Source organism: Algoriphagus sp. 4150, from assembly GCF_031457395.1.
GTDB lineage: Bacteria > Bacteroidota > Bacteroidia > Cytophagales > Cyclobacteriaceae > Algoriphagus.
In genome coordinates, this window is sequence record NZ_JAVDWS010000014.1 from 22,803 (window position 1) to 48,292 (window position 25,490).

General features: G+C 43.0%; 22 protein-coding genes. 14 read left to right on the forward strand and 8 right to left on the reverse strand.

The annotated features are described in order from the left end of the window. Positions 1–7 precede the first annotated feature (7 nt). The 3 genes from ilvN to ilvD are packed head-to-tail and all read right to left on the reverse strand — an operon-like array spanning position 8 to position 3,896. Positions 8–508 carry an acetolactate synthase small subunit gene (gene ilvN, locus J2X69_RS16660; protein WP_310105757.1) on the reverse strand — a complete coding sequence of 167 codons (501 nt, stop codon included), beginning with the start codon at positions 506–508 and terminating at the stop codon, positions 8–10. A 9-nt stretch (positions 509–517) separates the two neighbouring features. Then, positions 518–2,212 (reverse strand): biosynthetic-type acetolactate synthase large subunit, encoded by a 1,695-nt coding sequence (gene ilvB, locus J2X69_RS16665; RefSeq protein WP_310105759.1) that lies wholly within the window; start codon positions 2,210–2,212, stop codon positions 518–520. A gap of 4 nt (positions 2,213–2,216) precedes the next feature. Then, positions 2,217–3,896, reverse strand: coding sequence for a dihydroxy-acid dehydratase (ilvD, locus tag J2X69_RS16670; RefSeq protein ID WP_310105761.1), 1,680 nt, complete (start codon positions 3,894–3,896; stop codon positions 2,217–2,219). A gap of 533 nt (positions 3,897–4,429) precedes the next feature. Here ilvD and ispE point away from each other — a divergent pair. The 3 genes from ispE to J2X69_RS16685 all read left to right on the forward strand — a co-directional run bounded on the left by ispE (position 4,430) and on the right by J2X69_RS16685 (position 5,870). Further along, the gene (gene ispE, locus J2X69_RS16675) at positions 4,430–5,239 is read left to right on the forward strand and encodes a 4-(cytidine 5'-diphospho)-2-C-methyl-D-erythritol kinase (protein ID WP_310105763.1); all 810 of its coding nucleotides are present in this window, start codon (positions 4,430–4,432) and stop codon (positions 5,237–5,239) included. Positions 5,240–5,308: 69 nt separating this feature from the next. Continuing rightward, positions 5,309–5,551, forward strand: coding sequence for a ribbon-helix-helix domain-containing protein (locus tag J2X69_RS16680; protein WP_310105765.1), 243 nt, complete (start codon positions 5,309–5,311; stop codon positions 5,549–5,551). Next, a complete protein-coding gene (locus tag J2X69_RS16685) occupies positions 5,538–5,870 on the forward strand; it encodes a type II toxin-antitoxin system PemK/MazF family toxin (RefSeq protein ID WP_310105767.1) in 333 nt (110 codons plus the stop codon). Before J2X69_RS16680 ends, J2X69_RS16685 begins: the two co-directional genes overlap by 14 nt. Before the next feature lie 7 nt (positions 5,871–5,877). Here J2X69_RS16685 and J2X69_RS16690 read toward each other — a convergent pair whose 3' ends face one another. The 3 genes from J2X69_RS16690 to tgt all read right to left on the reverse strand — a co-directional run bounded on the left by J2X69_RS16690 (position 5,878) and on the right by tgt (position 9,212). Then, positions 5,878–6,786, reverse strand: a complete 909-nt coding sequence (locus J2X69_RS16690) for a DMT family transporter (protein ID WP_310105768.1) — start codon at positions 6,784–6,786, stop codon at positions 5,878–5,880. Then, the gene (locus tag J2X69_RS16695) at positions 6,787–7,860 is read right to left on the reverse strand and encodes an LptF/LptG family permease (RefSeq protein WP_310105770.1); all 1,074 of its coding nucleotides are present in this window, start codon (positions 7,858–7,860) and stop codon (positions 6,787–6,789) included. A gap of 221 nt (positions 7,861–8,081) precedes the next feature. After that, positions 8,082–9,212, reverse strand: a complete 1,131-nt coding sequence (gene tgt, locus J2X69_RS16700; RefSeq protein WP_310105772.1) for a tRNA guanosine(34) transglycosylase Tgt — start codon at positions 9,210–9,212, stop codon at positions 8,082–8,084. A 7-nt stretch (positions 9,213–9,219) separates the two neighbouring features. Here tgt and J2X69_RS16705 point away from each other — a divergent pair, with 7 nt between their 5' ends. The 11 genes from J2X69_RS16705 to J2X69_RS16755 all read left to right on the forward strand — a co-directional run bounded on the left by J2X69_RS16705 (position 9,220) and on the right by J2X69_RS16755 (position 24,017). Then, the gene (locus J2X69_RS16705; protein ID WP_310105774.1) at positions 9,220–10,470 is read left to right on the forward strand and encodes a glycosyltransferase; all 1,251 of its coding nucleotides are present in this window, start codon (positions 9,220–9,222) and stop codon (positions 10,468–10,470) included. Beyond that, the gene (locus tag J2X69_RS16710) at positions 10,461–11,072 is read left to right on the forward strand and encodes a sigma-70 family RNA polymerase sigma factor (protein ID WP_310105776.1); all 612 of its coding nucleotides are present in this window, start codon (positions 10,461–10,463) and stop codon (positions 11,070–11,072) included. Before J2X69_RS16705 ends, J2X69_RS16710 begins: the two co-directional genes overlap by 10 nt. Then, positions 11,072–11,716 carry a 16S rRNA (guanine(527)-N(7))-methyltransferase RsmG gene (rsmG, locus tag J2X69_RS16715; RefSeq protein ID WP_310105778.1) on the forward strand — a complete coding sequence of 215 codons (645 nt, stop codon included), beginning with the start codon at positions 11,072–11,074 and terminating at the stop codon, positions 11,714–11,716. The genes J2X69_RS16710 and rsmG overlap by 1 nt, the downstream gene beginning before the upstream one ends. An 89-nt stretch (positions 11,717–11,805) precedes the next feature. Beyond that, entirely contained in the window at positions 11,806–12,090 is a 285-nt protein-coding gene (locus J2X69_RS16720; RefSeq protein ID WP_310105780.1) for a DUF4143 domain-containing protein, read from the forward strand. Between the two features lie 294 nt (positions 12,091–12,384). Then, positions 12,385–16,671 carry a DNA polymerase III subunit alpha gene (dnaE, locus tag J2X69_RS16725; protein WP_310105782.1) on the forward strand — a complete coding sequence of 1,429 codons (4,287 nt, stop codon included), beginning with the start codon at positions 12,385–12,387 and terminating at the stop codon, positions 16,669–16,671. Between the two features lie 347 nt (positions 16,672–17,018). After that, entirely contained in the window at positions 17,019–17,486 is a 468-nt protein-coding gene (locus tag J2X69_RS16730) for a hypothetical protein (RefSeq protein ID WP_310105784.1), read from the forward strand. 505 nt (positions 17,487–17,991) lie between these two features. Beyond that, positions 17,992–20,220: an FG-GAP-like repeat-containing protein gene (locus J2X69_RS16735; protein ID WP_310105786.1), complete on the forward strand. Its 2,229-nt coding sequence runs from the start codon at positions 17,992–17,994 to the stop codon at positions 20,218–20,220. A 378-nt stretch (positions 20,221–20,598) separates the two neighbouring features. Next, the gene (trxA, locus tag J2X69_RS16740) at positions 20,599–20,919 is read left to right on the forward strand and encodes a thioredoxin (RefSeq protein ID WP_310105787.1); all 321 of its coding nucleotides are present in this window, start codon (positions 20,599–20,601) and stop codon (positions 20,917–20,919) included. A gap of 66 nt (positions 20,920–20,985) precedes the next feature. After that, a complete protein-coding gene (gene mnmH / locus J2X69_RS16745; RefSeq protein ID WP_310105789.1) occupies positions 20,986–22,023 on the forward strand; it encodes a tRNA 2-selenouridine(34) synthase MnmH in 1,038 nt (345 codons plus the stop codon). Next, the gene (gene selD, locus J2X69_RS16750) at positions 22,013–23,056 is read left to right on the forward strand and encodes a selenide, water dikinase SelD (RefSeq protein WP_310105790.1); all 1,044 of its coding nucleotides are present in this window, start codon (positions 22,013–22,015) and stop codon (positions 23,054–23,056) included. The genes mnmH and selD overlap by 11 nt, the downstream gene beginning before the upstream one ends. A gap of 49 nt (positions 23,057–23,105) precedes the next feature. Then, a complete protein-coding gene (locus J2X69_RS16755; protein WP_310105793.1) occupies positions 23,106–24,017 on the forward strand; it encodes a DUF5050 domain-containing protein in 912 nt (303 codons plus the stop codon). Positions 24,018–24,175: 158 nt separating this feature from the next. Here J2X69_RS16755 and J2X69_RS16760 read toward each other — a convergent pair whose 3' ends face one another. Together J2X69_RS16760 and J2X69_RS16765 are read right to left on the reverse strand one after the other, a co-directional pair. Then, positions 24,176–24,730 (reverse strand): DUF502 domain-containing protein, encoded by a 555-nt coding sequence (locus J2X69_RS16760; RefSeq protein ID WP_310106057.1) that lies wholly within the window; start codon positions 24,728–24,730, stop codon positions 24,176–24,178. Between the two features lie 74 nt (positions 24,731–24,804). Further along, positions 24,805–25,434, reverse strand: coding sequence for a DUF1080 domain-containing protein (locus tag J2X69_RS16765; protein WP_310105797.1), 630 nt, complete (start codon positions 25,432–25,434; stop codon positions 24,805–24,807). Positions 25,435–25,490: the final 56 nt, after the last annotated feature.

A 25,490-nucleotide genomic window follows, 5' to 3' on the forward strand; every position in this document is an offset into this window, starting at 1 on the left:
TTTATTATTATTTGACAAAACTGTCAATTGTCAACATTCTTTTTGCGACAGCTACTCTTCCTGATCTCGCAAATTCCAAGAGGCCGTAGCCTTTTAGGATTTCAAGTAATTCCTGAGTCTGCTCCTTGTGCCCTGTCAATTCCAACACCACAAAATCAGGTTCCGCTGCGATGATTTTTGCATTATGCTGACGAATGACCTTCTCAAGCCCACCATCTAGACGCGATACAGGAATTTTATACAATGCAATCTCCTGATATACAACGCTTTCGTCCTCATGGTAAAATGCCTTGATCACATCGATGATTTTCTCGATCTGATTGACCAGCTGAATTACCGTGTCTTCTGAAGCGGTAACCTCTATAGTGATCCGGTGAATTCCTTCCAAGCGACTTTCGGAGGCTGTAAGTGCATCGATATTTATACCTCTCCGGGTAAAAATAATGGTGATGCGGTTAAGGATACCGATGAAATTTTCGGTAATAACGAATATAGTATATCGTTTCATAGAGTTGGTTTAGCTAAGTCTAACCTCTTCCACTGAACAGCCAGTGGCAATCATTGGGAATACATTATCTTCTTTTTCCACTACCACTTCGAGGAAATAAGGTCCATCGTGAATTAGCATATCTTCTATCGCTTCCTGTAAATCACCGCGTTCTGTGACTTTTTGAGCTTGAATACTATATGCCTCAGCTATTTTGATAAAATCAGGATTGTCTAGCTCGGTAAATGAGTAGCGCTTGTCAAAGAACATTTGCTGCCATTGTCTTACCATTCCCAAGAAATTGTTGTTCAGCAACACAATCTTCACAGGGGCTTTAGTCTGCATAATGGTCCCCAATTCCTGGATAGTCATCTGAATACCGCCATCGCCGACTACACATACCACCTGTCTGGAGAAATCATACATCTGAGCTCCAAGTGCAGCGGGAAGTGCAAAACCCATTGTACCAAGTCCCCCGGAGGTCACTTGTGTTCTTGACTTCTTATAGTTGAAATATCTCCAGGATATCATCTGATGCTGCCCTACGTCAGTTACAAGTACCGCATCGTCCGCTTTGTATTTATTAATCTGGTGGATCACTTCTCCCATGGTCAAGCCGGGTTTTGTAGGAGTCAAATCAGGTTCGATAACGGTTGCTCTTTCCTGATCAGCCAATTCCTTAAACTTAGCCATCCACTCCGGATATGAATTCTCTCTCACCGCAGCTGTCAATAATGCCAAACTATCTTTACAACTTCCCAAAACAGCAACTTCGCACTTCACATTTTTATTGATTTCGGCGGGATCCAATTCCAAATGAATCACCTTAGCCTGCTTTGCATAGCGCTTTAAATCACCTGTGACACGATCATCAAATCTCATTCCCACGGCGATTAAAACATCGCATTGATTAGTCAGCAAATTTGGGGCATAATTTCCATGCATCCCAAGTTTTCCCACATAATTAGGATGATCCTCCGACAATGCTCCCGAACCCAGCAAAGTACATGCCGCAGGAATACCGGATTTCTCCAAAAATGCCTTCAATTCCTCTTCCGCCTTTCCCAATACAACTCCTTGGCCAAATAGAACATAAGGTCTCTTGGCCATATTGATTAAGAATGAGGCTTCTTGAATAGCAGTTTTCTCTACCGGGATATGTGTTTTATAAGACCGAAAGCCCAAGCATGGCTGATAATTGAAGTGACCAAAATCCTGCTGGGCATCCTTGGTAATATCAATTAGCACCGGTCCCGGTCTCCCTGATCTAGCAATATAAAACCCCTTGGCTATTGCAGGCGCTATATCCTCCACACGTCTTACCTGGATATTCCACTTAGTAGCCGGCATTGATATACCCACTACGTCAGTTTCCTGAAATGCATCCGTCCCCAACAAGTGTGAAGCGACTTGTCCCGTAATACACACCAAAGGTGTACTATCTATTTGTGCATCTGCCATACCGGTTATCAAATTGGTCGCTCCCGGACCTGAAGTAGCCAGACAGACGCCAACTTTTCCGGACACCCTGGCATATCCTTGAGCCGCGTGAATCGCTCCCTGCTCATGGCGTGTGAGTACATGCCTTAGCTCATCATGATAATCATGCAGCGCATCGTAAACGGGCATTATTGCTCCTCCGGGATATCCGAAGATTATTTCCGCATTCTCGGCAATGAGTGACCTAACAACTATGTCAGCTCCTCTTATCATTGAATCCTTCATGGGCTTAGAATTTGTCTGTTACGCAACCTTCGGATGCGGTAGATACTAATTTGTTGTATTTCTTTAAGGTGCCCTGCAAGTCAGAAATATCCTTCTGCTTCCAGGATTTTTTTCTTTCGGCCAATTCCTCATCAGAGACCGCAACTGAAAGCTTCAATCCTTCAGCATCTATGGTGATAATATCTCCATTTTGTACTAATCCAATAGGACCACCGCTCCAAGCTTCCGGAGTGACGTGCCCCACTACAAATCCGTGGGTACCTCCTGAGAATCTTCCATCCGTGATCAATGCCACATCCGCTCCCAGTCCAGCTCCGATAATCATGGAGGTAGGTTTCAGCATTTCCGGCATTCCCGGGCCGCCCTTTGGACCTATATTTCTAATGACAAGCACTTCACCTTTTTGCACTTTGTGATCACGGATCGCATCATTTGCTTCCTGTTCCGAATCAAATACATGAGCGGGACCGGTAAACGAACTGCCTTCTTTACCCGTGATTTTAGCTACAGCTCCCTCAGGGGCTAAATTACCATCGAGAATACACAAGTGCCCCGTAGCTTTAATTGGTGTTTCCAACGGATGGATCACATTCACCATAGAAACTGTGACCGGTTCTATGTCTTTTAAGTTTTCTTCCAATGTCTTTCCTGTCACTGTCATACAGTCTCCATGTAAGAAGCCATTCATCAACATGTACTTCATAAATGCGGGAACACCGCCCTGCTCATGCAAATCTTCCATCATGAATTTACCCGACGGCTTGAAATCACCGATCATAGGAGTCTTTGCATTGATGGCTTTAAAATCTTCAATAGTAAAGTCAACACCTGCTGTTCTTGCTATTGCGATAATGTGCATTACTGCATTTGTACTCCCGCCCAAAGCAATTGCAACGGTAACCGCATTCTCTATACTTTTTCTGGTAATGATATCACTTGGTTTGATATCTTTTTCCAGCAACACTCTCATGTACTTATTTACCTCGCGGCACTCTCTGAGTTTCTCAGGAGAATTTGCAGGATAAGAAGCCGAATAAGGAAGAGACATTCCCATTGCTTCTATAGCCGAAGACATGGTATTGGCGGTATACATTCCACCACAAGCACCTTTTCCCGGACATGCATTGCGGATGACACCATCATAATCCTCATCTGAGATATTTCCATTTACCCGCTTACCAAAGGCCTCAAAAGCAGAAACTATATTCAACTTTTCACCCTTATAGTTACCCGAAGCTATCGTACCCCCATATACCAAGATACCCGGTCTATCGGTTCGGATCATCCCCATCAAAGCTCCCGGCATATTCTTGTCACATCCGGCTACTGCCACACAGCCATCGAAAGAATGTCCTATGACAAATGACTCTATGGAATCAGCGATCACTTCTCTTGAGACCAATGAATAGCGCATCCCCAATGTACCCATGGTAGTCCCATCAGAAATCCCTATGGTATTAAAAACCAAACCGGTCAGATCATACTCCTGTGAGGAGGTTTTGATCAGACCGGCAAAGTCGTTCAGGTGCATATTGCAGGGGTTACTCTCATAGCCACAACTGGCTATCCCTACAAACGGCTGTTTCATTTTCTTGTCGCTCATTCCGGTGGCATACAACATCGCCATGCCTGCCGGATGCTCAGGATTGTCGCTTATTTCCCAACTGTGTTTTTTCAGGGTCATATTCATGGGGTATAAAAAAAGTGCCTCAGGGTTAGTGAGGCACTTCAGATTTATTTTTATTTCATTATAAAGAATAGTCTAGTGCCTCACATTTAAAATCCAATGAGAATAATTACGCTTAGCAAAATGACTACTTTATACATACTGTTTTTCGAGCTTACCTTCGACGCTATGCCGAAGTACAGGACAAACTTAAAACCGAATTTTCAGACTTACAATATTTAATTTTACATTTTTCAAGTATCTCAGATAAAAAATGTATGAAAATTTTATTTTTTCAAAATATAAGTTCCCTTCACCCTCAGTTTTCCCCTGTTTTCCAGCAAATGATTTGTTTAAAATTTCGATTCTCAAAATTTTGTACTGATTTTTGATTTTCTCAATTATTAACAAAAGTTATTCTCTTTTTTTTAATAAGAAAAATGATATACCACATTTCCTTCAACAAATGCTAGATTTTTTACCGAATTATCAATGGAGGAAAACCACTATCCCCTAAAATTTATTCTAATTTTGATCAAACATCAAATTCAATGATTTCATTTCCAACTGCTAAGATCAACCTAGGTCTACATGTCACTGCTAAAAGAAAAGACGGTTACCATGATATTGAGAGCTGTATGGTACCAATACCGCTTACGGACGCCCTGGAAATGATCATCAACACCAAAAAAACGAGCTTTGAAAGCACAGGACTAGAAATCCCCGGGGAAACCAAGGACAACCTCATTCTCAAAGCTTATCAGCTGCTGAAGAAAGACTTTCCAAACTTGCCTCATGTGAGCATTCATTTACATAAAAACATCCCGATGGGTGCCGGTCTTGGAGGCGGGTCTGCAGATGCCGCATTCGCATTGAAATTGATGAATAATCTCTTTGACCTGATCTTAGACGATTTCTTCTTGGAAGAATATGCAGCACAACTTGGAAGCGACTGTCCTTTCTTTATAGAAAACACACCTAAAATTGCCAGAGGAAGAGGCGAGATATTGGAATCTATTGAATTAGACCTTGCCAGGACTCATTTAGTCTTAGTGAATCCCGGAATCCACATCGGCACCAAAGAAGCTTATGCAGGAATCACTCCCACTGCCCCAAAATCATCCCTCGAAGAAGTTCTAAAGAATAAAAGCAGATGGAAAAACGAGCTAATAAATGACTTCGAAGTCGGCATATTCCCCAACCACCCCGAAATTGCAGCTATAAAGAATAAACTCTATGAAAATGGAGCCTATTACGCTGCCATGTCAGGTTCCGGCTCTTCGGTCTTTGGACTTTTTGAGGAAAAACCACCTTCAATAGAATGGGAAGATCGCTATTTTAAGTTTGAAGGAATATTATAAAACACTGAAAGCAAGCTTGGTACTTGTTTTATTGTGTTTTATATTTGTAAAACACAAATATAAAACACAATGGCTACTTACACCAGTACTCTTCCCGATGATCTTCTTCAGCGGCTTGCAGATTACGCCAAAAAGCTTTCTCTACCAAAAAACAAATTGGTAGAAAATGCCCTCAATCTCTATCTCGACCACCTCAAGAGAGCTGAATATGTCAAATCATATAAGCAGGCGGCTCAGGACGATGACATTCTTCTGGTAGCGGAAGAAGGAATGGCGCACTACCTAAAACAAATTGAAGATGAGGCAAGGTGAGATCTGGATGTCGGACCTCAACCCGGTGATAGGATCCGAGCAGGCTGGCAGAAGGCCGGTTGTCATTCTTAGCGGGAATCTGATGAATAAATTCCTGCAGGTGGTGATTACCGCGCCTTTGACTTCCAAAGTCAAAAATTATCAGGGAAACCCAATTCTGGAACCATCTCAAAAGAATGGTTTGAAGCTGAAATCTGAACTGATGGTATTCCATATCCGGTCCTTATCCAAAGATAGACTGATCGAAAAAATAGGAGAAATTTCAAATGAGGAATTAACTATGGCTCTTGCTACGCTTAAGGACATTACTACGCTCTAGATTTTTCTCATCCCAGTGGCCGTACCGATTTCCTCCGTTTATTCAAGTAATTCAAAACGGGATAGCTCAACACCGATATCAAAATGATCCCTGTCCCCAAGTAAAACTGTGGAGTCATTTTTTCGCTTTCTCCAAAAATCAACACTGCCAATACAATCCCATAAACAGGTTCCAGATTTACCGTCAGATTAATAGAAAAGACCGACAATCTCTTCATCAATTCCACCGAGACCGAAAAAGCATACACCGTGCAAACCCCACCAAGAACAAAAAGCCAAAACCAGTCATAGCCAGCCCAGGTCAAATTCAATCCTTCCCCAGTCAGGAAACCGGAATAAATAGGCATAAATAATACAGTAAATAAGCATGCACCTGCCATCTCATAAAAAGTAATCTGATAAGGATTATGCTTATGGGCAAGCCTACCATTCAGTACAGAGAAAACTGCCGCAAAAAAAGAAGAAGCCAGTGCCATACTAAGCCCCAACCAATAGCCCGATTCGAAGCTGAAAATCACCAACAAGCCGGAAATCACCATCAGGCCAAGCCCTACTTCATACCATTTGATCTTGGTTCTATTGAACAATGGCTCCACGAAGGCTGTCCACAGCGAGGTAGTCGCCATCCCTGCCAAACAAACGGAAGCAGTGGACACTTGAGCTGACCAAAAAAACAGAATCCAGTGTACTGCAATCACAAACCCTACCCCCGTGACTTTGATCATGTCCGGAAAAGACAGGAGCAGATTTCTCTTTTTCAACAAAAACAACATGGCCACTCCCATAGCCGCAATCAAGGTTCTGTAAAAAACCAATTCTATTGCCGGCAAACTGATCAGCAATCCCAGAATAGCTGTAAATCCCCATATGAGTACAATCAAATGGAGCATTAGGTAATCCTTAATCGTGGCGTTCATTTATCGGGGAACTGTTTTATAGAGCAAAAGACCGGTTGCCGCAAAAATGATATTGGGCAGCCAAACCGCAAAAATCGGATATGAGGTGCCATTTTCAGCAAAAGTTCTGGACAGAATAAATAAGATGATGTAAACAAATGCAAGCAAAAAGCCCATCGCAATCTGGAAACCGGAACCTCCACGGGTTTTTCTTGCCGACATGATCACTCCGATAAAAGTCAAAATTATTGCCGCAAAAGGTGACATAAACCGCACATAGCGCTCAATTTTATAAAACTCGACATTATCTGCTCCACGCTCTTCCAATATCTTAATCTGCTTCCCCAAGTCAGGAAGCTTCAAAGTCTCATGGTGCTTTTCGGGCAAATCAAAATCTTCCGGCCGAATAGAAAGTGTGGTATCAAGGTCTTCGCCAACCGTATAGACTTCCCCCCATTCTTTTAGCTCCCGTAGTCTCCATTTACGAAGAGTCCAAGCCCGCTTGGCAGTATCCCATTCTATTCGATCCGCTGAGAGCTTGGCTAGTAATTCTCCATCTTTAATAGTCTCTAGAGTGAAATGATATCCCGTATTCCCCGTGGTATAAAATCTGCTTAAGTAAGCGTAAGATTCTGTTCCGACTTTGATATGCAGATTGGACTCTGAAGATGTTTTCTCCTTGTCCAGATAGGTCATTCGGAATTTGGTTACCCCCGCAGTAGCTCCGGGAAGAACCCATCCGTTCAATAAAAAACTGGCACCACCGATCATGCTTGCAGCAAAAAGAAAAGGCCTAAGCATTCTCATAAAACTTACACCACTGCTCAGTATCGCTATGATTTCCGTTCTTCCTGCCATTTTGGAAGTGATAAAAATAACAGATATGAAAACCGTGATTGGGGTCAAGAGATTGTTCAAATACAAACCATAATTGATCATGTATTTAAAGATCTCACCGGAAGGCACTTCATTTCTGATGTAAGTGTCATTCTTTTCCGTAAAATCCAAAACCAAAACTACCAGAACCAGCATGACCACTACAAAAAAGTAGGTCTTGAGAAAATCCTTGATTATCAGCTTGTCGAGTAGTTTCATGTGATCATAATTGTTTTTTAGCGGTCACATGGAATCTCGCTCGGTGAATAATCATCCCTCTGTGTGTCGCTTGCGTCATGCTCGATTTCATGTGTTTATAATTGTTTTTTAGCGGTCACCCCGAATAGTCGGGGCAGGCTATGGAATCCCTGCCTGCGGCAGGCAGGTCGCATGGCTGATAATCATCCCAGTGCCTGACGGTAGGCAGGCTCGATTTCATATCAGAGTCTGGTACTCACTTTTTTAACCATTTGATCTTTCCAAACGGCAAAATCACCTGCAAGGATATGTTCCCTAGCCTGGCCTACAAGCCAAAGGTAAAAACTCAGATTATGAATACTCGCAATTTGCGCAGCCAAAATCTCCTTACTGATCGTCAGATGCCTCAAATATGCTTTGGTATAAAAAGTGCTCACATAGCCTCCTATAGCCGGATCGATCCCGGTAAAATCATCCTTCCACTTTTCATTACGAATATTGATGAACCCCTCAGAGGTGAATAGCATGCCATTTCTGGCATTTCGCGTAGGCATCACACAGTCAAACATATCCACACCTAAGGCAATGCATTCCAAAATATTGGCAGGCGTACCCACCCCCATCAAATATCTCGGCTTATCCTGAGGCAAAATATCAGTGACTAACTCTGTCATCTCATACATCATTTCGGCCGGCTCTCCCACTGAAAGTCCGCCGATGGCATTACCTTGCTGGTTAGTCGAAGCGATGAATTCGGCACTTTGCTTGCGCAGATCCTTATACACAGATCCCTGTACAATAGGAAAAAGCGTCTGGTTGTACCCATACTTCCCTTCAGTGGCATCAAAACGTTCAATACAGCGAGTCAGCCAGCGGTGGGTCATCTCCATGGAATTCCTCGCATAGCCGTATTCGCAGGGATAGGGAGTACATTCATCAAAAGCCATAATGATATCTGCGCCTATACTCCGCTGGATATCCATGACATTTTCCGGCGTGAAATGATGCTTGGAACCATCTATGTGGGACTTGAACATCACACCATCTTCCTTGATTTTACGGGTACCCGAAAGTGAAAAAACCTGATAACCTCCGCTATCGGTTAGGATGGGCTTCTCCCATCCATTGAATTTGTGGAGTCCGCCGGCTTTTTCAAGCACATCGAGCCCGGGTCGCAAATACAGATGATAGGTGTTGCCAAGTATGATTTGAGCCTTGACGTCCTGATCCAATTCCCGCTGGTGAACCGCCTTCACAGAACCCGCAGTACCTACAGGCATGAAAATAGGAGTTTGGATATCACCATGATCGGTTTTCACTACACCTGCTCTGGCTTTACTTTTGGAATCTTGATGGGCTAAGGTAAACTTCATATCGCTAATGGGTTGCCGGAGAGACATTCTATACATTGTCTCAATCAGCCTACAAAAATATACGCTTATTCTTAAATGGTTTGCTGAATTTGATTTTATATTTGCCGAGCAAAAGCGACCTATGGGCCTATTTTTACTTTGGTTTTTCTTCGGTATTGGAATACTTATACAAGCCATTTACCTCTTGTTTATTTTTGGGAAGACGGCCTTTTACGCTGGCCACAAATCCCAATCTACTTTGAGAAATGAAGAAGGCGTGACTGTGGTCATCTGTGCGCGCAATGAATTCTCTAATCTCAAGACACTCATTCCTAAGCTTTTCGAACAAGATTATCCGACCTTCGATGTCATGATCGTGAATGACCGATCTTCAGACAGAACCAAGCGACTCTTGGAAAAAATGATAGAGACCTATCCGAAACTTCGGTCTGTCACAATCAAGTACACCCCCCCGCATGTTACAGCCAAGAAATACGCTCTCACACTGGGAATAAAAGTATCCAAACACAACATCATACTCCTGACTGATGCAGATTGCATACCTGAGACCAACCAATGGATCAGAAAAATGACCGCGCCGGTGAGAAATCAAAACAAAACTTTTGCTGTAGGGTTTTCAGGATATGAACAAAAACCGGGGTTCTTGAATAATTGGATTCAATTCGAAACTTTGCTTACGGCACTTTATTACATCTCTTTTGGGCTGTGGAATAGGCCTTTTATGGGAGTTGGCAGGAATCTATGCTACCGCAAGGATTTCTTCATGAATGTAAAAGCGTTTAAAGGAATTTGGCATATTGAAGGAGGAGATGATGATCTTTTTTTGAATCAGCATGCGAGTGGTAAAAATACCGCAATAGTTATGGACCCGGAAGCCAACACGATTTCCAAGCCAAAAGAAACCCGCAAAGAGTATCTTGTCCAGAAAAAAAGACATCTTCACGTGGGGAAGTACTACCGTGGCGAAGACAAGCGCAAAATTGGACTATACTCCTTTTCCCATGCATTATTCTGGCTTGGAGGAATAGGATTACTTATTTATGCCGGTTTAGCCCACCGCTGGGAACATTTTTCGATTGTTTTCGGTATTATCCTACTGAGGTCTATTCTTCTTACGCTTACCTTCAAAGCTGCAGAGAAAAAGATCCAAGGAACTAAACCACCAAAAAACATCTGGATACTGGATTTCTTGTATTTAGGTTATTTTTGGATTTTAGGGACAATATCCCATCAGGCAAAAGACATCCAATGGAAATAAACGAACGCGGTTTTTCTAAGAAAGCACTCGAGGACTTTGAGTTAATTGATCAGGCTGTACATCAGAAAGATCAGCAGGCATACGCCTCTTTGATGAAGCGTTATAAAAAGGCCGTTTATTACATGATCTTGAAAATGATCCGGGATGCAGATGATGCTGAAGATCTTACTATGGAGGCTTTTGCCAAAGCTTTTAAAAACCTCCACCGATTCAAAAAGGATTACACCTTTTCCACTTGGCTGTTCCGCATAGCTACCAACAATACTATTGACTTCATCCGAAAGAAGAAACTCAAAACTATGAGTCTGAATACGACCATGTCTGATGATGGAGGAAACTCAGTTACCATCGACGTGGAAGATGATGACAATAATCCACAGGATGAGTTCATCCGCACGCAGCGGATCGAAATGGTGAGGATTTTCGTGGACAAGCTTCCCGCCAAGTACAGAAAGCTGGTGCAGTTACGCTATTTTGACGAGCTCTCTTACGAGGAAATCGCGCAAGAACTTGAAAAACCATTGGGAACTGTGAAGGCACAACTTCACCGATCCAGAGAATTACTTTACGAAATTGCCGCCGGCAAACAAAAACACATTTAATGAACTCTGGCACCCAGCTTATTCATTCCTATTTTCCTGACCTTACCGAGGCTCAGCTTGCACAATTCGACCAACTTCAAGAGCTTTATGAAGATTGGAACTCCAAAATCAATGTGATCAGCCGCAAGGATATGGAGCATTTCTATGTGCATCATGTGCTACATTCTTTGGGAATAGTGAAAGTGATGCCATTTGAGCCCGGGTCGAAAATATTGGACATCGGTACGGGTGGTGGTTTCCCTGGGATTCCTTTGGCGATTATGTTTCCAGAGGCACATTTCCATTTAGTGGATTCTATTGGGAAAAAGATCACTGTGGTGAAGGATGTAGTGAAGCAATTGAAGCTTACCAACGTGGAAGCCCAGCAGGCCAGGGCTGAGCAGCTAATTCGCAAATACGACTTTGTGATCAGTCGGGCAGTCACCCGCATGGCTAATTTTTATCCTTGGGTGAAAAACAAAATCCGTAAAGAAGACATCAACGAGTACCCCAATGGCATCCTTTATCTCAAAGGCGGTGAAGTCGATGAAGAAATGGAAGAATTAGGCAAGTCCTATGTTGTTTATCATCTGGAAGACTACTTTAAAGAAGAATTTTTTGAAACCAAAAAAGTGATTTACATGCCTTGGGAGGACAAGAGATAAATTACTATACCTCTTGAGATACACAAAACCTCTCAATTTGCACCTTAGAAGATACAATAAATTAAAATATATGCATCTTCGAAAGTACAATGCAGCAACTCAACCGCAGATATCAAAACCAAAGTCCTTGGTTTTGGAGAGATAACGATGGCGACGAAGTTGACCTGCTTTTGGACAAGGGAACATCATCTGATATTTTTGAAATCAAAGCCAGTGAAACAGTCCTAACAGAAAACTTCAGGGGCTTGGCGAAGTTCGAATCGATTTCCAGCATTCCCATATCCTCAAAAGGCTTGGTGAATGCGGGTAGTCTAAACCAAAAAAGATCTTATGGAAACGTGATATCATGGAGAGATTTTCCAGAATTCTCCTAATCTTCATTTTCACCCGAAAACCAATCTACCTACTCAGAGATTAAAAGTCCCAATGTGATACCCATGACTTGTAATTCAAGCTACGTGCCAGGAAGGCAGTGGGTGAAAAGACTCGCCAAGTCCAGCTTCTAGAGATAGCAAGACAACCGTAATTAAGCTGTACCCTCTGTGCTACCCTCCGTGTACACTATGGTTAAATTCGACTCGGATAAAAAATCTCCGACAATTACCCCCACTCCACTTGTCTCCTTTCAGAGATTAGCCCTAATTTGAAGTCTCAATTCCCCAAGCTGTATGTATTTAATTTTTGACACAGAAACCACAGGTCTTCCCCGCGATTACAATGCCCCCATGTCCGATGTGGACAACTGGCCAAGGCTAGTCCAGCTCGCATGGCAACTGCATGATGGGAAGGGAAATCTGATTTCGAATCACAACTACATCATCAAGCCCGAAGGCTTTACCATTCCCTACAATGCGGAGAAAGTGCACGGGATTTCGACCAAGCGTGCTTTAGCCGAAGGCCATGACCTGAAGCAAATCCTTGGAATCTTTGAAGGAGATGTGAAGCAAGCCAACTATTTGGTGGGACACAATGTCGAGTTTGATGTCAATGTAGTGGGCTCGGAATATTACCGGGCAGAAGCTACTATGCCGCTGATGGCAAAGCAGCTGGATACAAAGGATATCTCTACGGAGTTTTGCGCACTTCCGGGCGGTCGAGGAGGCAAATTCAAATGGCCAACACTAACGGAGTTACACCAAAAACTTTTTGGCAAAGGCTTTGGCGACGCCCACGATGCGGCTTATGACGTGGATGCTACAGCCCGCTGTTTCTTTGGATTGATCACCCAAGGAGTACAAGCACCCGAGGCTGGAATTACAATCCCTGAAGTAATCTACGAAGCTCCAAAGCTGGAGGAAGCTAACTTTGCGCAAGCAAAAGATGCTCAAAAAGCCGCCGCAAAAGATGTACTGAAACAGGCAGGTAAAGCGGATATTTCTGATCTTACTGACATTCCATTTACACACCTGCATGTCCACAGCCAATATTCGGTACTTCAGGCTACTTGTGAGATCCCTGCAATGGTAGCACGGGCAAAAGAGCTCGGAATGCCTGCAATTGCGATGACGGATCATGGCAATATGATGGGCGCCTTTCACTTTGTGAAAGAAGCTATCGGTAAGGACATCAAGCCTATTTTGGGGTGCGAATTCAATCTATGTAGAGACAGAAAAAACAAATCCAACAAAGACGATGGCTACCAAACTGTCTTACTAGCAAAAAATAAAGCAGGGTATCACAACTTGGCAAAATTGGCTTCCTACGCCAATATTGAAGGGTTTTATTATTTGCCAAGAATCGATAAGGAAGTTTTGGTCCAATACAAAGGAGACCTAATTGCTACGACCGGCGGACTTTGGGGAGAGATACCATTCTTGATTTTGAATGTGGGAGAGACTCAAGCTGAGGAAGCTTTTGTGTGGTGGAAGGAGCAATTTGGTGAGGATTTTTATGTAGAGCTAAATCGGCACGGAGTTCCGGAAGAAGAAAAGGTAAATGAGGTACTCTTGGAATTTGCCAGAAAATATGATGTAAAATATTTCGCCGCAAACAATTCCTATTACAGCGAGAAATCAGATGCCAAAGCCCATGATGTACTCTTGTGTGTAAAAGATGGCGAGCTCTATGACAAGCCCAAAAAGTACATCGGAAAGCGAGGACGTGAGTTTCGCTACGGCTTCCCCAATGATGAGTTCTATATCAAGACTCCCGACGAGATGAAGAAACTCTTTGCTGATCTGCCGGAAGCAATAGAGTGTACCAATGAGATTACCGAGAAGATTGAGACCTATAAACTTGCCCGCGAAGTACTCTTGCCGGCATTTGAAATCCCGGAAGAATTCAAGCATGCAGAAGATGAAGTAGATGGAGAGAAACGTGGGGAAAACGCTTTCTTAAGGCACTTGACTTATGAAGGAGCAAAGAAGCGCTACAAGGAAATCACACCGGAAATCGAAGAACGTTTAGATTTTGAGCTCGCCACTATCCAGAACACAGGGTACCCGGGTTACTTCCTGATCGTACAGGATTTCATCGCGGAAGCAAGAAAAATGGGAGTTTCGGTCGGCCCCGGACGTGGATCTGCCGCAGGATCTGCAGTCGCCTATTGCACAGGCATCACCAACATTGACCCCATCGAATACAATCTCCTTTTCGAGAGATTCCTTAACCCGGATAGAGTTTCGCTTCCCGATATTGATATTGACTTTGACGATGAAGGCCGTCAAAGTGTGATCGACTATGTAATAAGAAAGTACGGATCCAATCAGGTAGCCCAGATCATCACTTACGGTACGATGGCTGCAAAATCAGCCATTCGGGATACAGCAAGAGTATTGAATCTTCCTCTCGCGGAAGCAGGCCGATTGGCCAATTTGGTACCGGACATCAAATTGAAAGCACTTTTTGGCTTAGCTGGTAATAGAGCTGCACTTTCGGACAAACTGAAAGGTCAGGGCGAAATGATTGCAAAAGCGGATGAATTGATCCGAATATCCAAAGGCCAAGATGAATCTGCCAAAACGATCAATCAAGCAACGATGCTGGAAGGATCTGTACGAAACCTTGGGATCCACGCATGCGGGGTAATCATTACTCCATCTGATATTACCAATTTTGTCCCGGTAGCCTTGGCCAAGGATTCTGACATGGTTTGTACACAGTTTGACAACTCTGTGGTAGAATCAGCCGGTTTGCTTAAGATGGACTTTTTGGGTCTAAAAACCCTGACTCTTATAAAAACCGCGATCAGAATCGTAAAGGAAAGACATGGCATCGAGCTAGATGCGGATCATTTCCCGATTGACGACGTGAAGACTTACGAGCTTTTCCAGCGTGGTGAGACAGTAGGTATCTTCCAGTATGAATCTGCCGGAATGCAGAAATACATGCGTGAGCTGAAGCCTACGGTTTTTGCAGATTTGATTGCCATGAACGCATTGTACCGACCGGGACCCTTGGCCTATATTCCTTCTTTCATTAAGCGTAAGCATGGAACTGAACCGATCGAGTACGATCTGGAGGACATGAAGGAATACTTGGAAGAAACCTACGGAATTACGGTTTACCAAGAGCAAGTGATGCTTTTGTCCCAAAAACTTGCAGGATTCACCAAAGGTGAGGCGGATGTGTTGCGTAAGGCAATGGGTAAAAAACAGAAGGATGTACTGGATAAGATGAAGCCAAAGTTCGTGGAGCAGGCTTCTGCCAAGGGTCATGATGCCAAGAAATTGGCGAAGATCTGGACTGACTGGGAGGCATTTGCGTCTTATGCCTTTAACAAGTCCCACTCTACCTGCTATGCGTGGATTGCTTACCAGACTGCCTATTTGAAAGCCCATTATCCGGCAGAATATCTTGCTTCAGTGCTGAGTAACAACATGAATGACATCACTCAGGTGACATTTTTCATGGAAGAATGTAAGCGGGCAGGAATTCCGGTATTGGGACCGGATGTAAACGAATCCAAAAATGGATTCACAGTAAATGCTGCGGGAGAAATCCGGTTTGGAATGGCCGCGATCAAAGGAGCAGGCTCAGCAGCTGTGGACGCAATCATAGTGGAGCGTGAGAAAAACGGCCCATATAAAAACATCTTTGATTTTGCAAAGCGGGTGAGTTCCAAAGCCCTGAATAAGAAAACAATGGAAGCGCTGGCGATGGCAGGAGGGTTTGATTGCTTCCCTCAGCATCACAGAAGGCAATATTTGGAATCTGCAGACGGGGATTTGAATTTGATCGAGAAAGCGACTAAGTATGCCCAGAAAGTACAGCAAGAAGAAGAAAGCAATCAGGTGAGCCTTTTTGGTGGAGGAGCAGGCAGTATGGAAGTTCCTCTTCCTACCATTGCTCCGATGGAACCTTTCACTCAACTGCAACAGCTTAATATTGAAAAGGAAGTGGTCGGGCTTTACATATCGGGGCATCCGCTTGATCAGTTTAGATTGGAGATCGAATCATTTACCAATGCTTCTTTGCCTGACCTAAATGACCTGGAAAGCTTAAAAAGTCGAAGTGACATCAAACTGGCGGGTTCAGTCTCCACTTTTGCCCATAGAACGACCAAAAATGGAAAACCTTTCGGTACTCTTACGCTGGAAGATTATCAGGGTGCCTTTACCTTCTTTCTGTTTGGAGATGATTACGTGAAGTTCAAAGAGTACTTTATGCCCGGTTGGTTTTTGTTTATCAGTGGATCGGTAGCGGGCAAGCGCTGGGCAGAAAATGAACTGGAATTTAAAATCGGCAACATCACCCTTCTAGATGAGATACGTGGCAAAATGGTAAAAGGTCTTCGGGTTAATATTGACTTGGATGACCTAACACTTGATCTGATGGAGAAACTACAAGCAATCACAGAGAAATATAAAGGCGATGCCAAATTGTATTTTGATGTGGTAGATCGCAAAGAGAATATCGCTCTGGAGCTTTTCTCTAAGAGATTCTCTATTGACCCAAGTGCGGAAATGATCAAGGAACTAAAGGAAATTCCTGAGGTGGCATATAAAGTAATGTAAAGGGAAGCAAAATACCTTTTTCTAAAGATCACACAAAAACAAAAAATCAGGAAATGGTTTCATAAAAGTATGCTTTCCTAATCGGTTCGAAAAGGTTTTCAATCCTGGGGCTATTTTACGGATTTAGACGAGGAGCCTGTTTTTACTGAAGTATAACGGTGTTTAAGTTTGGGTTGGTTGGTTTCATTGAAACTCTCCATCAAGTGCAGTACACGCTGCTTGCCATTAATGGATTTTTTGCTAGCTTTCGGTTCAAACGGCATTTTATATTGAGAAAAGGAGTATCCATATTGCTTTTATGTTGCTTCGCACAGTACCACTTTGGATATTATGTGGTTTACTTTTCTATGAAGTCCCAAATCGAATCTAGTTGGACTGACTGGATATACAATGAAACCAAAGGAGAATTGGAAGAAAAGACACTGAAAATCCCACTTTCCATGCCTTACGCCTCAGATCAGGAAGAGTTTCATATTACCAATATCTCCTTTGAAAAAGATGGTCAACACTTTCGGGTGATCAAGCAACGCTATCAAAGCGATACTCTATACATGGTCTATGTACCGGACATCGCTAAAGGAAACTTGAACACTACCATCAGGCAATGGATAAGTTCCCTGACCCAAGATGAGACCCCACATCAAAATGGCAATTCACTGCTTATCAAACTTTTTATCAAAGATTATACTCCGCCCCAGAATGAATTTGACTTTACTCCCTTTTTCATTAATGGAGAAGAATACTTAGGTTTTGTTTTTATGGCTTATGAAAGCCAAGAGCTCCCACTCCATACCCCTCCCCCAGAATTGGGTTGATTTCTTCCATACCTTTCAATTTTGACAATCGCCTGCAAAACAGACAGAAATCCTTTGTTTCTGCTGTCTTTGGAGTGGTCTCCCATACTAAGTGATCATCCAAAGGAGATGCCTATGGGTAAATACCAAGGCTTCCTTTTGAATGAATCACTTACTTAATGGATCAAGAAAAATTCTCAAGCAAGCGATTCTCATAAGGCCGTATGAGTTCTCTCAGTTTTTTCATGAGACCAAATGGTCAGTATTAGGCATGGGCATACTTTATATCTGTCTTTCAAAACCTACTGCACACAGCCCAGGGCCAATCCTGAGATTCACTTATTCCTACCCTCTTTTGTTCTTGCGGGCATATCCGCAAAGTCAGGAAGAGCAGCCATAAGTTTTGTCGTACATAAGACTTTCCCTGACTCTACAAGAAAAGGGCTATTCAGATTCGCAGGGTATCCAAAGAGGAAAATATGCCAAAAGCTTAAAAAAGAAAAAGCGCAATCAAACCCATTTTAAAATGAAAAAAAACATAATTACCATTACAGGCTTCCTGCTGGTTGTTCTGTTATGCAGCTCTTGTACGAGAGATCTTTCCTGCCATCAGGAAATGATCGACTTATTGGAGCAAGTAAGACAAAAAACATCTGTTGCGGAGAACATATTCAGCCCTGCTCCCAAATTGATCTACATGGACTCTATGCTTGCCCTGCCCAATAACACTCCTGAACAGATCATGTATTGCAACTACCTGAAGGCAAATATCCTTATGGAATTGGGTAGGGAAGATGAAGCCATCACATTGTATGAAAAAGTCCTACCCTCCATAAAGGATTCGCAATCAAAGCGTATCACAAGGGATCTGGCGATTGCCTACCTGCGGAAAGGTGAGCGCGACAACTGTATATTCGACCATGCCGCAGAGTCATGCATTATCCCTCTGAGAGGTCTTGGTCTCCATAGGAACAAAACCGGATCCACCAAGGCCATTGATCTCTATCTCCAATTGCTGGAAAGAGATCCGAAAGATATTGAATCCAGATGGCTTCTCAATATTGCATATATGACCCTGGGCAGTTATCCGGACCAAGTTCCGCCTGCCTATCTTATTGCGGATATGGAAGGAGATCGAACTGTTGAAGTACAGCCTTTTGAGGACATTGCAGGCGGGTTGAAACTTGACGTGAAAAACATGGCAGGGGGTAGTATTGTCGAAGATTTTGACAATGATGGATACTTGGATATCATCACGTCCAGTTTGGAGCTGACAGATCAGTTGCATTACTTCAAAAACAACGGCAATGGAACCTTCACGGATGTTTCTGAGCAATCAGGTTTAAAAAATATCAGAGGAGGGCTAAACATGATCCATGCCGATTACAACAACGATGGATACAAGGACATACTTATCTTGCGGGGAGCATGGAAAGGGAAGTACGGGAATGAACCCAACTCATTGCTGAGAAACAATGGCGACGGAACCTTCACAGACGTCACGACCATTAGCGGCATACTCTCCTTCCATCCCACACAGACAGCCACTTGGAATGATTTCAACAACGATGGCTTTCTGGATGTATTCATAGGTAATGAGACATCAGATCCCTTCGAACTCCATCCCAGTGAACTGTATCTCAACAATGGCGATGGTACTTTCCGAAACATTGCCTCCATTTCCAACAGTGATTATTCAATGTTCATTAAGGGGGTCACTTCTGGAGACTACAACAACGATGGCTGGCAAGACATTTTCATCTCCACCATGAATGGACAGCGGATGCTTCTGAAAAACAACGGATTGGACGGAGGAGAAATCAGTTTTCAAAACGTAACCTCCCAGGCAGGTCTAGACGATGACCTGGGCAATTCATTTGTAACCTGGTTTTGGGATTATGACAATGATGGCTGGCTCGACATTTTCGTATGTGATTATAGTTTTCGGGAATCGATGGCCTACTATGCTGCGGCTGAAAAACTGGACATTCTAGCAGGTAACAAGAATAAAATGCTCCTCTACCGAAATAACCGTGACGGAACATTCACCAACATGGCCAATGAACTTGGTCTCAATAAGATGGTTTTTGCGATGGGAGCCAACTTCGGGGACATTGACAACGATGGTTTTCTGGACATGTACTTAGGCACGGGCAATCCCCAATACCAATCTTTAATCCCCAATAAGATGTTCAAAAACATTGGTGGGGAAAGGTTTGAAGACGTGACCGCTTCCGCAAGGGTCGGTCACTTGCAAAAAGGGCATGGAGTTTCATTTGCAGATCTGGACAATGACGGGGATCAGGACATTTACATCCAATTAGGCGGAGCCTACCCTGGGGATGCCTACCAGAATTCCCTCTTTATGAACCCTGGGCAAAGTAACAACAACTGGATATACATCAGCTTAGAAGGTGTTGCTTCCAACAGAGATGCCATTGGATCTAGGATAAAAGTATCGTTTACGGAAAACGGTATTGCACGCAGTGTTTATCGTGATGTCAATTCAGGAGGGAGCTTCGGTGGCTCACCCTTACGTAGGGAAATAGGCATAGGCAAGGCTACCAAAATTGATCATATTGAGATCCAATGGGGAGGGAGCAATACCACCCAACGAGTCACCGATATCCAGCCCAATCAACTGATCAAAATCACTGAAGGAAGCGGTCTGGTCAAAAGCGCGGCCTTGGGTAAGATCGATTGGATATTGTTCAACGAGCTTTGCTACCCTGATATATTTGCCACAAGCCTTTAAACATTCGCTTGTATCAAGGAGCAAAGATCAGGGCTTTGGATCCTGACGCTCTAATCATGCAGATTGCGGCCAGCCTTGGGCAAGGCTTAATTCCTCCAAGCTGGCCGAATCTCTTTTGAATATGAAGTAAATAGGTGCCTGCAAGTTGTCAGGCAATCATATTGTCAGGCTGCTTTGATGTATTCAGGGGGCCAGTTGATCTAAGAATCTAAAAATAACCTGAATCCGGTAACGACTCAATTCCCCAAAACCGGCATTCTGTTAAAGTTTCATCGATGGGTCATAGACAATTTTTATAGGGCTGTCGGAACTAATTGCCTACCAATTCCCTTTCAATCCTATATTTGGGGAAAACTGAAACTTATAAACAAACATACAATGGCAAAAGCAATAGAAATTACCGACGCAAATTTTGAAGAAATCATCAAATCAGAACAACCAATTCTTGTAGATTTCTGGGCAGAATGGTGCGGTCCATGTAAAATGATCGGCCCCTTAGTAGAAGAATTGGCTGGAGATTACGATGGTAAAGCAGTAGTGGGTAAAGTAGACGTGGATGCAAATCCGGCTGTAGCTCAGGCTTTCGGTATCAGATCTATCCCAACCCTTCTTTTCTTCAAAGGCGGCGAGATCGTAGACAAGCAAGTTGGAGCAGTTCCAAAATCTGTTTTATCCCAAAAACTAGATGCTCAGCTTTAATTAGTTGACTACATTACATTCAGAGCCGCAAGGAAATCCTTGCGGCTTTTTTTATCTTCATACTTTATGGCGGAGCAGTTAATTTCCTTAGATGATTTTTGGAGTTTGCGAGATCAATATCCTTTGGTCGATGCGAGAAGTGAAGGAGAATTTGCCCAAAGTCATATTCCAGGTGCTGTCAACATCCCTATCCTTACTAATTCGGAAAGAATTGTAGTCGGTACGCTTTACAAAGAAAAAGGATCGCAAGAAGCCACTATTAAGGGTTTTGAACTGGTAGGCCCTCGTTTTCACCTAATCCTTAAAGATGTTGTAGCCCAATTTCCCAAGAAAAAAATGATTGTCTATTGCTGGCGTGGTGGAATGCGAAGTCAGATTCTATCCTGGCTTCTATCCATAGTTGGATTTGAAGTATTTCGCCTGAAAGGAGGATACAAAACTTATAGAACGTATAGTTTTGACTTGGTCAGAAAAGACTGGAACCTTATTGTTTTAGGAGGAAAAACAGGAACGGGAAAAACCCGATTATTGCAAAAACTTCAGGAAACAGGCGAGCAGTTCATTGATCTTGAGGCTTTGGCAAATCACAAAGGATCTTCCTTTGGTTCTATTGGCCAGCCTGCCCAGCCTTCAGTGGAGCAATTTGAAAACATCTTTGCCGAAGCTTTGCGTAGGCATGATCCCTTGAAAGCAGTTTGGGTAGAAAATGAGAGCAGGAAAATCGGCAGGTTAATTCTCCCTGATCGATTTTATCAGCAAATGCTGACATCTCCACTAATCGAGATTATAAAAACTGAACAAGAACGAATCGAATTAATCACCGAAGAATATGCCCGTCTGCCTACTGACGAGTTGGTTTTGGCTGTTCTACGTCTGAAAAAGCGTTTGGGTGGTTTACGGACTTCACAGGCGATACAAGCAATCATAGAAGAAAATCATGCTGACTGGATCACAAATATGCTGATCTATTACGACAAAACTTATGCGTTTGATCTGGATAAACATACCCAATCCAAAACGATCCAACTAGATCTCTCTAGGATCGATCCGGAAAAATCCATTAAAAAGCTGCTCGAAGCTAAATCCCAAATTCATGGAAAATAACCCTACACGATTGACTGAATGGAGTGAAGGCTCCGGTTGCGGATGCAAAATTGCACCTGCAATACTTGATCAAATCCTAGCGGCAAGCGGATCCTTTTCACAAAATGATCCAAATCTGCTGGTAGGCAACTCAAATAAAGATGATGCGGCTGTCTATCAGGTTTCAGAGGATTTGGCAGTGATCAATACAGTTGATTTTTTCACACCTATTGTGGACGATCCTTTTGACTTTGGGAGAATCGCTGCTGCGAATGCTCTTTCAGATGTATATGCCATGGGTGGTAAACCGATTTTTGCAAATGCCATCCTGAGTTGGCCTGTAGAAAAGCTGGCACCCGAGCTGGCCGCCAAAGTCATGGAAGGAGCAAAAACAATTTGCAAAGCTGCGGGTATAGAATTGGCCGGTGGACATTCCATTGCTGCAAAAGATCCGATTTTCGGACTTTCGGTAAATGGAATTATTCATCCCCATAAAATCAAAACTAATAATGGCGCAAAAGCAGGAGACATCATCTACCTAACCAAACCGCTTGGTGTAGGTGTGTTGGCGACTGCGCTCAAACGTCAAAAGATCTCTGATAAGGACTACCTAAGCTTGCTGGATACTGCTTGCAGATTGAATTCGGTAGGTGAAATTCTGGGGAATCATGAGGAAGTTCATGCCATGACAGATGTCACAGGTTTCGGACTGTTGGGACATTTGATAGAGATGTGCGAAGGCGCAGGACTATCTGCAGAGATAGATCTGTACAAACTTCCGATGATAGCAGGAGTGCAGGAATACATCAATCAATTTATTTTTCCTGACAATACGTACCGCAATTGGAATGCTTACAGTGCGAAAACCAAAGGTGTGGTAGGAATGGACTTGGTGAAACTATGCGATCCACAGACAAGCGGAGGATTGATGCTTGCTGTAGATCCTGAAAACCAAGCTTGGCTTGAAGAGGCTATGAAGCTGCAAAATCAGGTCATTTGGGAAATTGGTCGCTTTACAGAAAAAAAAGAGCCTGTGGTAGAAGTGATGCAATAAGTTTATTCACAGTTGCTTATCTTAAGAGAATAAGCAACATAACCCCATCATGCCTAGCATTAAAGTTCTTTTCGCAATCATCTTTTTGATTCTTTCGAGTACAGTAACTGCACAACAAGTCCCTGAGGGAACTTCCAGTGAACTGGTTATTCTCAACGTTAGCTCAGGAGAACAAAAAGCAATTTTAAAAGAAACCAGACATTTCGAAGCTCCCAATTGGTCTAGGGATGGAAAATTCTTGCTCATTAATTCAGGTGGATTTCTGGAAAAAATAGATCTTCAAGGGAATAAATTAGGTCAAATTCAGCCTGATAAAATCTCACGTGCAAACAATGATCATGGGCTAAGTTTTGACGGAAAATTATTGGTGTTTAGCAAAAATGATCAAGACCTAGGATCTCGAATTTATACAGTTCCGCTTGCTGGGGGCGAGCCAAAATTAATCACTCCAAATCATCCAAGCTATTGGCATGGCATAAGTCCTGATGGACTTACCTTGGTTTATTGCGCCATGCGGGACAACTTGTGGGATATTTATGCCATCCCTACAGCTGGAGGCACTGAGAAAAGGCTAACTGATACTGAGGGACTTGATGATGGTCCAGAATACTCCTATGACGGAAAGTGGATCTATTTCAATTCGAATCGAACTGGAAGAATGCAAGCCTATCGAATGAAACCTGACGGTACCGATACTGAACAACTCACCGATGACTCTTTGGACAATTGGTTTCCGCATCCCTCTCCTGACAATAAATCAGCGGTAATTATTTCCTATCTGGAAGATCAAAAGGGGGCTCATCCTTTTGGAAAGGATGTCAAACTACGTTTGCTTAATGTGGAGACAAAGGAAATCAGGGATTTAACAGACGTATTCTACGGAGGACAAGGCACTATCAACGTGCATAGCTGGTCACCGGATGGAGAATGGATTGCTTTTGTGAGGTACCATAAACCTTAATATGATTATCCGCAATGATGCCAGTAGCCTCATTTTCTTCGGTATAACGGCAGGAAGACCGATGACAGAAGACCGAAGTGGCCGCGGCGCTAGTGGTATCCAAATCCTATGATGCTTTAGTCTCTTTACTGTCAGAAAAGCGGATACATAAACCTTAATTAAATCAAAGGAGAAACTCCTCCCGACACCATAAATTTCATTACATCAGAGCTTTTCACACCTACTAGTGGGGTGACTTTATCTTTCGGTACCAAGAACACATTTCCGGAGACATTGTAGCTATGGGGAAAATAAACAGCCACCATGTCAGGCTCTCCTACTACAGACATATTCTCCTGAGTGACAAATCCCAAACGTATGATAGTATCGCTAAGCTGAACCTTGACTGGGGATGAAAACTTTTTTTTATCCCCCACAAAAGCCCCCATCAAATCTTTGATGCTGGTGTAAATCAGATTAACGAGCGGGATGCGGATCAGCCCACGCTCAAACCAATCAAAAATAGGTTTGGCGAAGAAAAGACTAGCCAGATATCCAACAAAGGTAATCAAAGCCAAAACCATCAAAATCCCAATTCCCGGCAAGGGTACCGGAATCAGATTATCCAGAAAAAGAATGGTTTGGTAGATAATGTAAAGTGTCACTACTACCGGAGTGACGAATAGCAGCCCTCTAAGGAAGTACGATAGGACTCGTTTGTATGTAAATGCCATGGATGTAAAATGAAAATCCTGATTATTACTCAATAATAATCAGGATTAATGCATGAAGATACTTTCTCTCTGAATTAATCAGGAAGAATTTTAACTTTTACACTTTTAAAATAAATTACTGACTTAGGATCGTGAGCCTGAAGGGCAATAGTTCCCCGATCTACTTTTTTAGTACCTAGATCCCCTTTACGGTTTTCGTCTTTGGACTGGTCATACACGTTGATTGTTTCTCCATTGACTTTTACTGTCACTACATCACCTTCTACTATAATGTGTTCAGTATACCATTCCCCGTCCTCCACATAGACTTCCTTTACGTCTTGAAAAGAATAAACGCTGCCTGTTTTTCTCCAATCACTATGGCTTTGATTCACTTGGATCTCATAGCCTACCTCCGGCCAACCTTCTTCTTGGTATTGGGTATGGATGAAAATACCTGAATTTGCCCCAGGCATGGTTTTCACTTCAGCTATCACTTCGAAATTATTAAAGTCATGATTAGCCACATCTCCGGCATAGAAAGCATGTCCACGTGGACCAGCCACTTTTATCACTCCATCTTCTACCTGAAAGGATTGAGAATTTTCAGAAATTTTCCACCCATCCAGATTTTTGCCATTGAAGAGTTCAATCCATTCGCCGTTCTGGGCTGAGACCGAAAATGTAAGTGCCAGAAAGCAAAAGCAAGTAAGTAAGGTTTTCATAAGAGTCAGGATTGTTGATTAACTAGTTTCAAGGTCAAAAGTTACAATGTAATGGA

Coding starts and splice junctions, on each gene's coding strand:
- ilvN (WP_310105757.1), bottom strand. CDS start 508: ATGAAACGATATACTATATTCGTTATTACCGAAAATTTCATCGGTATC.
- ilvB (WP_310105759.1), bottom strand. CDS start 2,212: ATGAAGGATTCAATGATAAGAGGAGCTGACATAGTTGTTAGGTCACTC.
- ilvD (WP_310105761.1), bottom strand. CDS start 3,896: ATGACCCTGAAAAAACACAGTTGGGAAATAAGCGACAATCCTGAGCAT.
- ispE (WP_310105763.1), top strand. CDS start 4,430: ATGATTTCATTTCCAACTGCTAAGATCAACCTAGGTCTACATGTCACT.
- J2X69_RS16680 (WP_310105765.1), top strand. CDS start 5,309: ATGGCTACTTACACCAGTACTCTTCCCGATGATCTTCTTCAGCGGCTT.
- J2X69_RS16685 (WP_310105767.1), top strand. CDS start 5,538: ATGAGGCAAGGTGAGATCTGGATGTCGGACCTCAACCCGGTGATAGGA.
- J2X69_RS16690 (WP_310105768.1), bottom strand. CDS start 6,786: ATGAACGCCACGATTAAGGATTACCTAATGCTCCATTTGATTGTACTC.
- J2X69_RS16695 (WP_310105770.1), bottom strand. CDS start 7,860: ATGAAACTACTCGACAAGCTGATAATCAAGGATTTTCTCAAGACCTAC.
- tgt (WP_310105772.1), bottom strand. CDS start 9,212: ATGAAGTTTACCTTAGCCCATCAAGATTCCAAAAGTAAAGCCAGAGCA.
- J2X69_RS16705 (WP_310105774.1), top strand. CDS start 9,220: ATGGGTTGCCGGAGAGACATTCTATACATTGTCTCAATCAGCCTACAA.
- J2X69_RS16710 (WP_310105776.1), top strand. CDS start 10,461: ATGGAAATAAACGAACGCGGTTTTTCTAAGAAAGCACTCGAGGACTTT.
- rsmG (WP_310105778.1), top strand. CDS start 11,072: ATGAACTCTGGCACCCAGCTTATTCATTCCTATTTTCCTGACCTTACC.
- J2X69_RS16720 (WP_310105780.1), top strand. CDS start 11,806: ATGCAGCAACTCAACCGCAGATATCAAAACCAAAGTCCTTGGTTTTGG.
- dnaE (WP_310105782.1), top strand. CDS start 12,385: ATGTATTTAATTTTTGACACAGAAACCACAGGTCTTCCCCGCGATTAC.
- J2X69_RS16730 (WP_310105784.1), top strand. CDS start 17,019: ATGAAGTCCCAAATCGAATCTAGTTGGACTGACTGGATATACAATGAA.
- J2X69_RS16735 (WP_310105786.1), top strand. CDS start 17,992: ATGAAAAAAAACATAATTACCATTACAGGCTTCCTGCTGGTTGTTCTG.
- trxA (WP_310105787.1), top strand. CDS start 20,599: ATGGCAAAAGCAATAGAAATTACCGACGCAAATTTTGAAGAAATCATC.
- mnmH (WP_310105789.1), top strand. CDS start 20,986: ATGGCGGAGCAGTTAATTTCCTTAGATGATTTTTGGAGTTTGCGAGAT.
- selD (WP_310105790.1), top strand. CDS start 22,013: ATGGAAAATAACCCTACACGATTGACTGAATGGAGTGAAGGCTCCGGT.
- J2X69_RS16755 (WP_310105793.1), top strand. CDS start 23,106: ATGCCTAGCATTAAAGTTCTTTTCGCAATCATCTTTTTGATTCTTTCG.
- J2X69_RS16760 (WP_310106057.1), bottom strand. CDS start 24,730: ATGGCATTTACATACAAACGAGTCCTATCGTACTTCCTTAGAGGGCTG.
- J2X69_RS16765 (WP_310105797.1), bottom strand. CDS start 25,434: ATGAAAACCTTACTTACTTGCTTTTGCTTTCTGGCACTTACATTTTCG.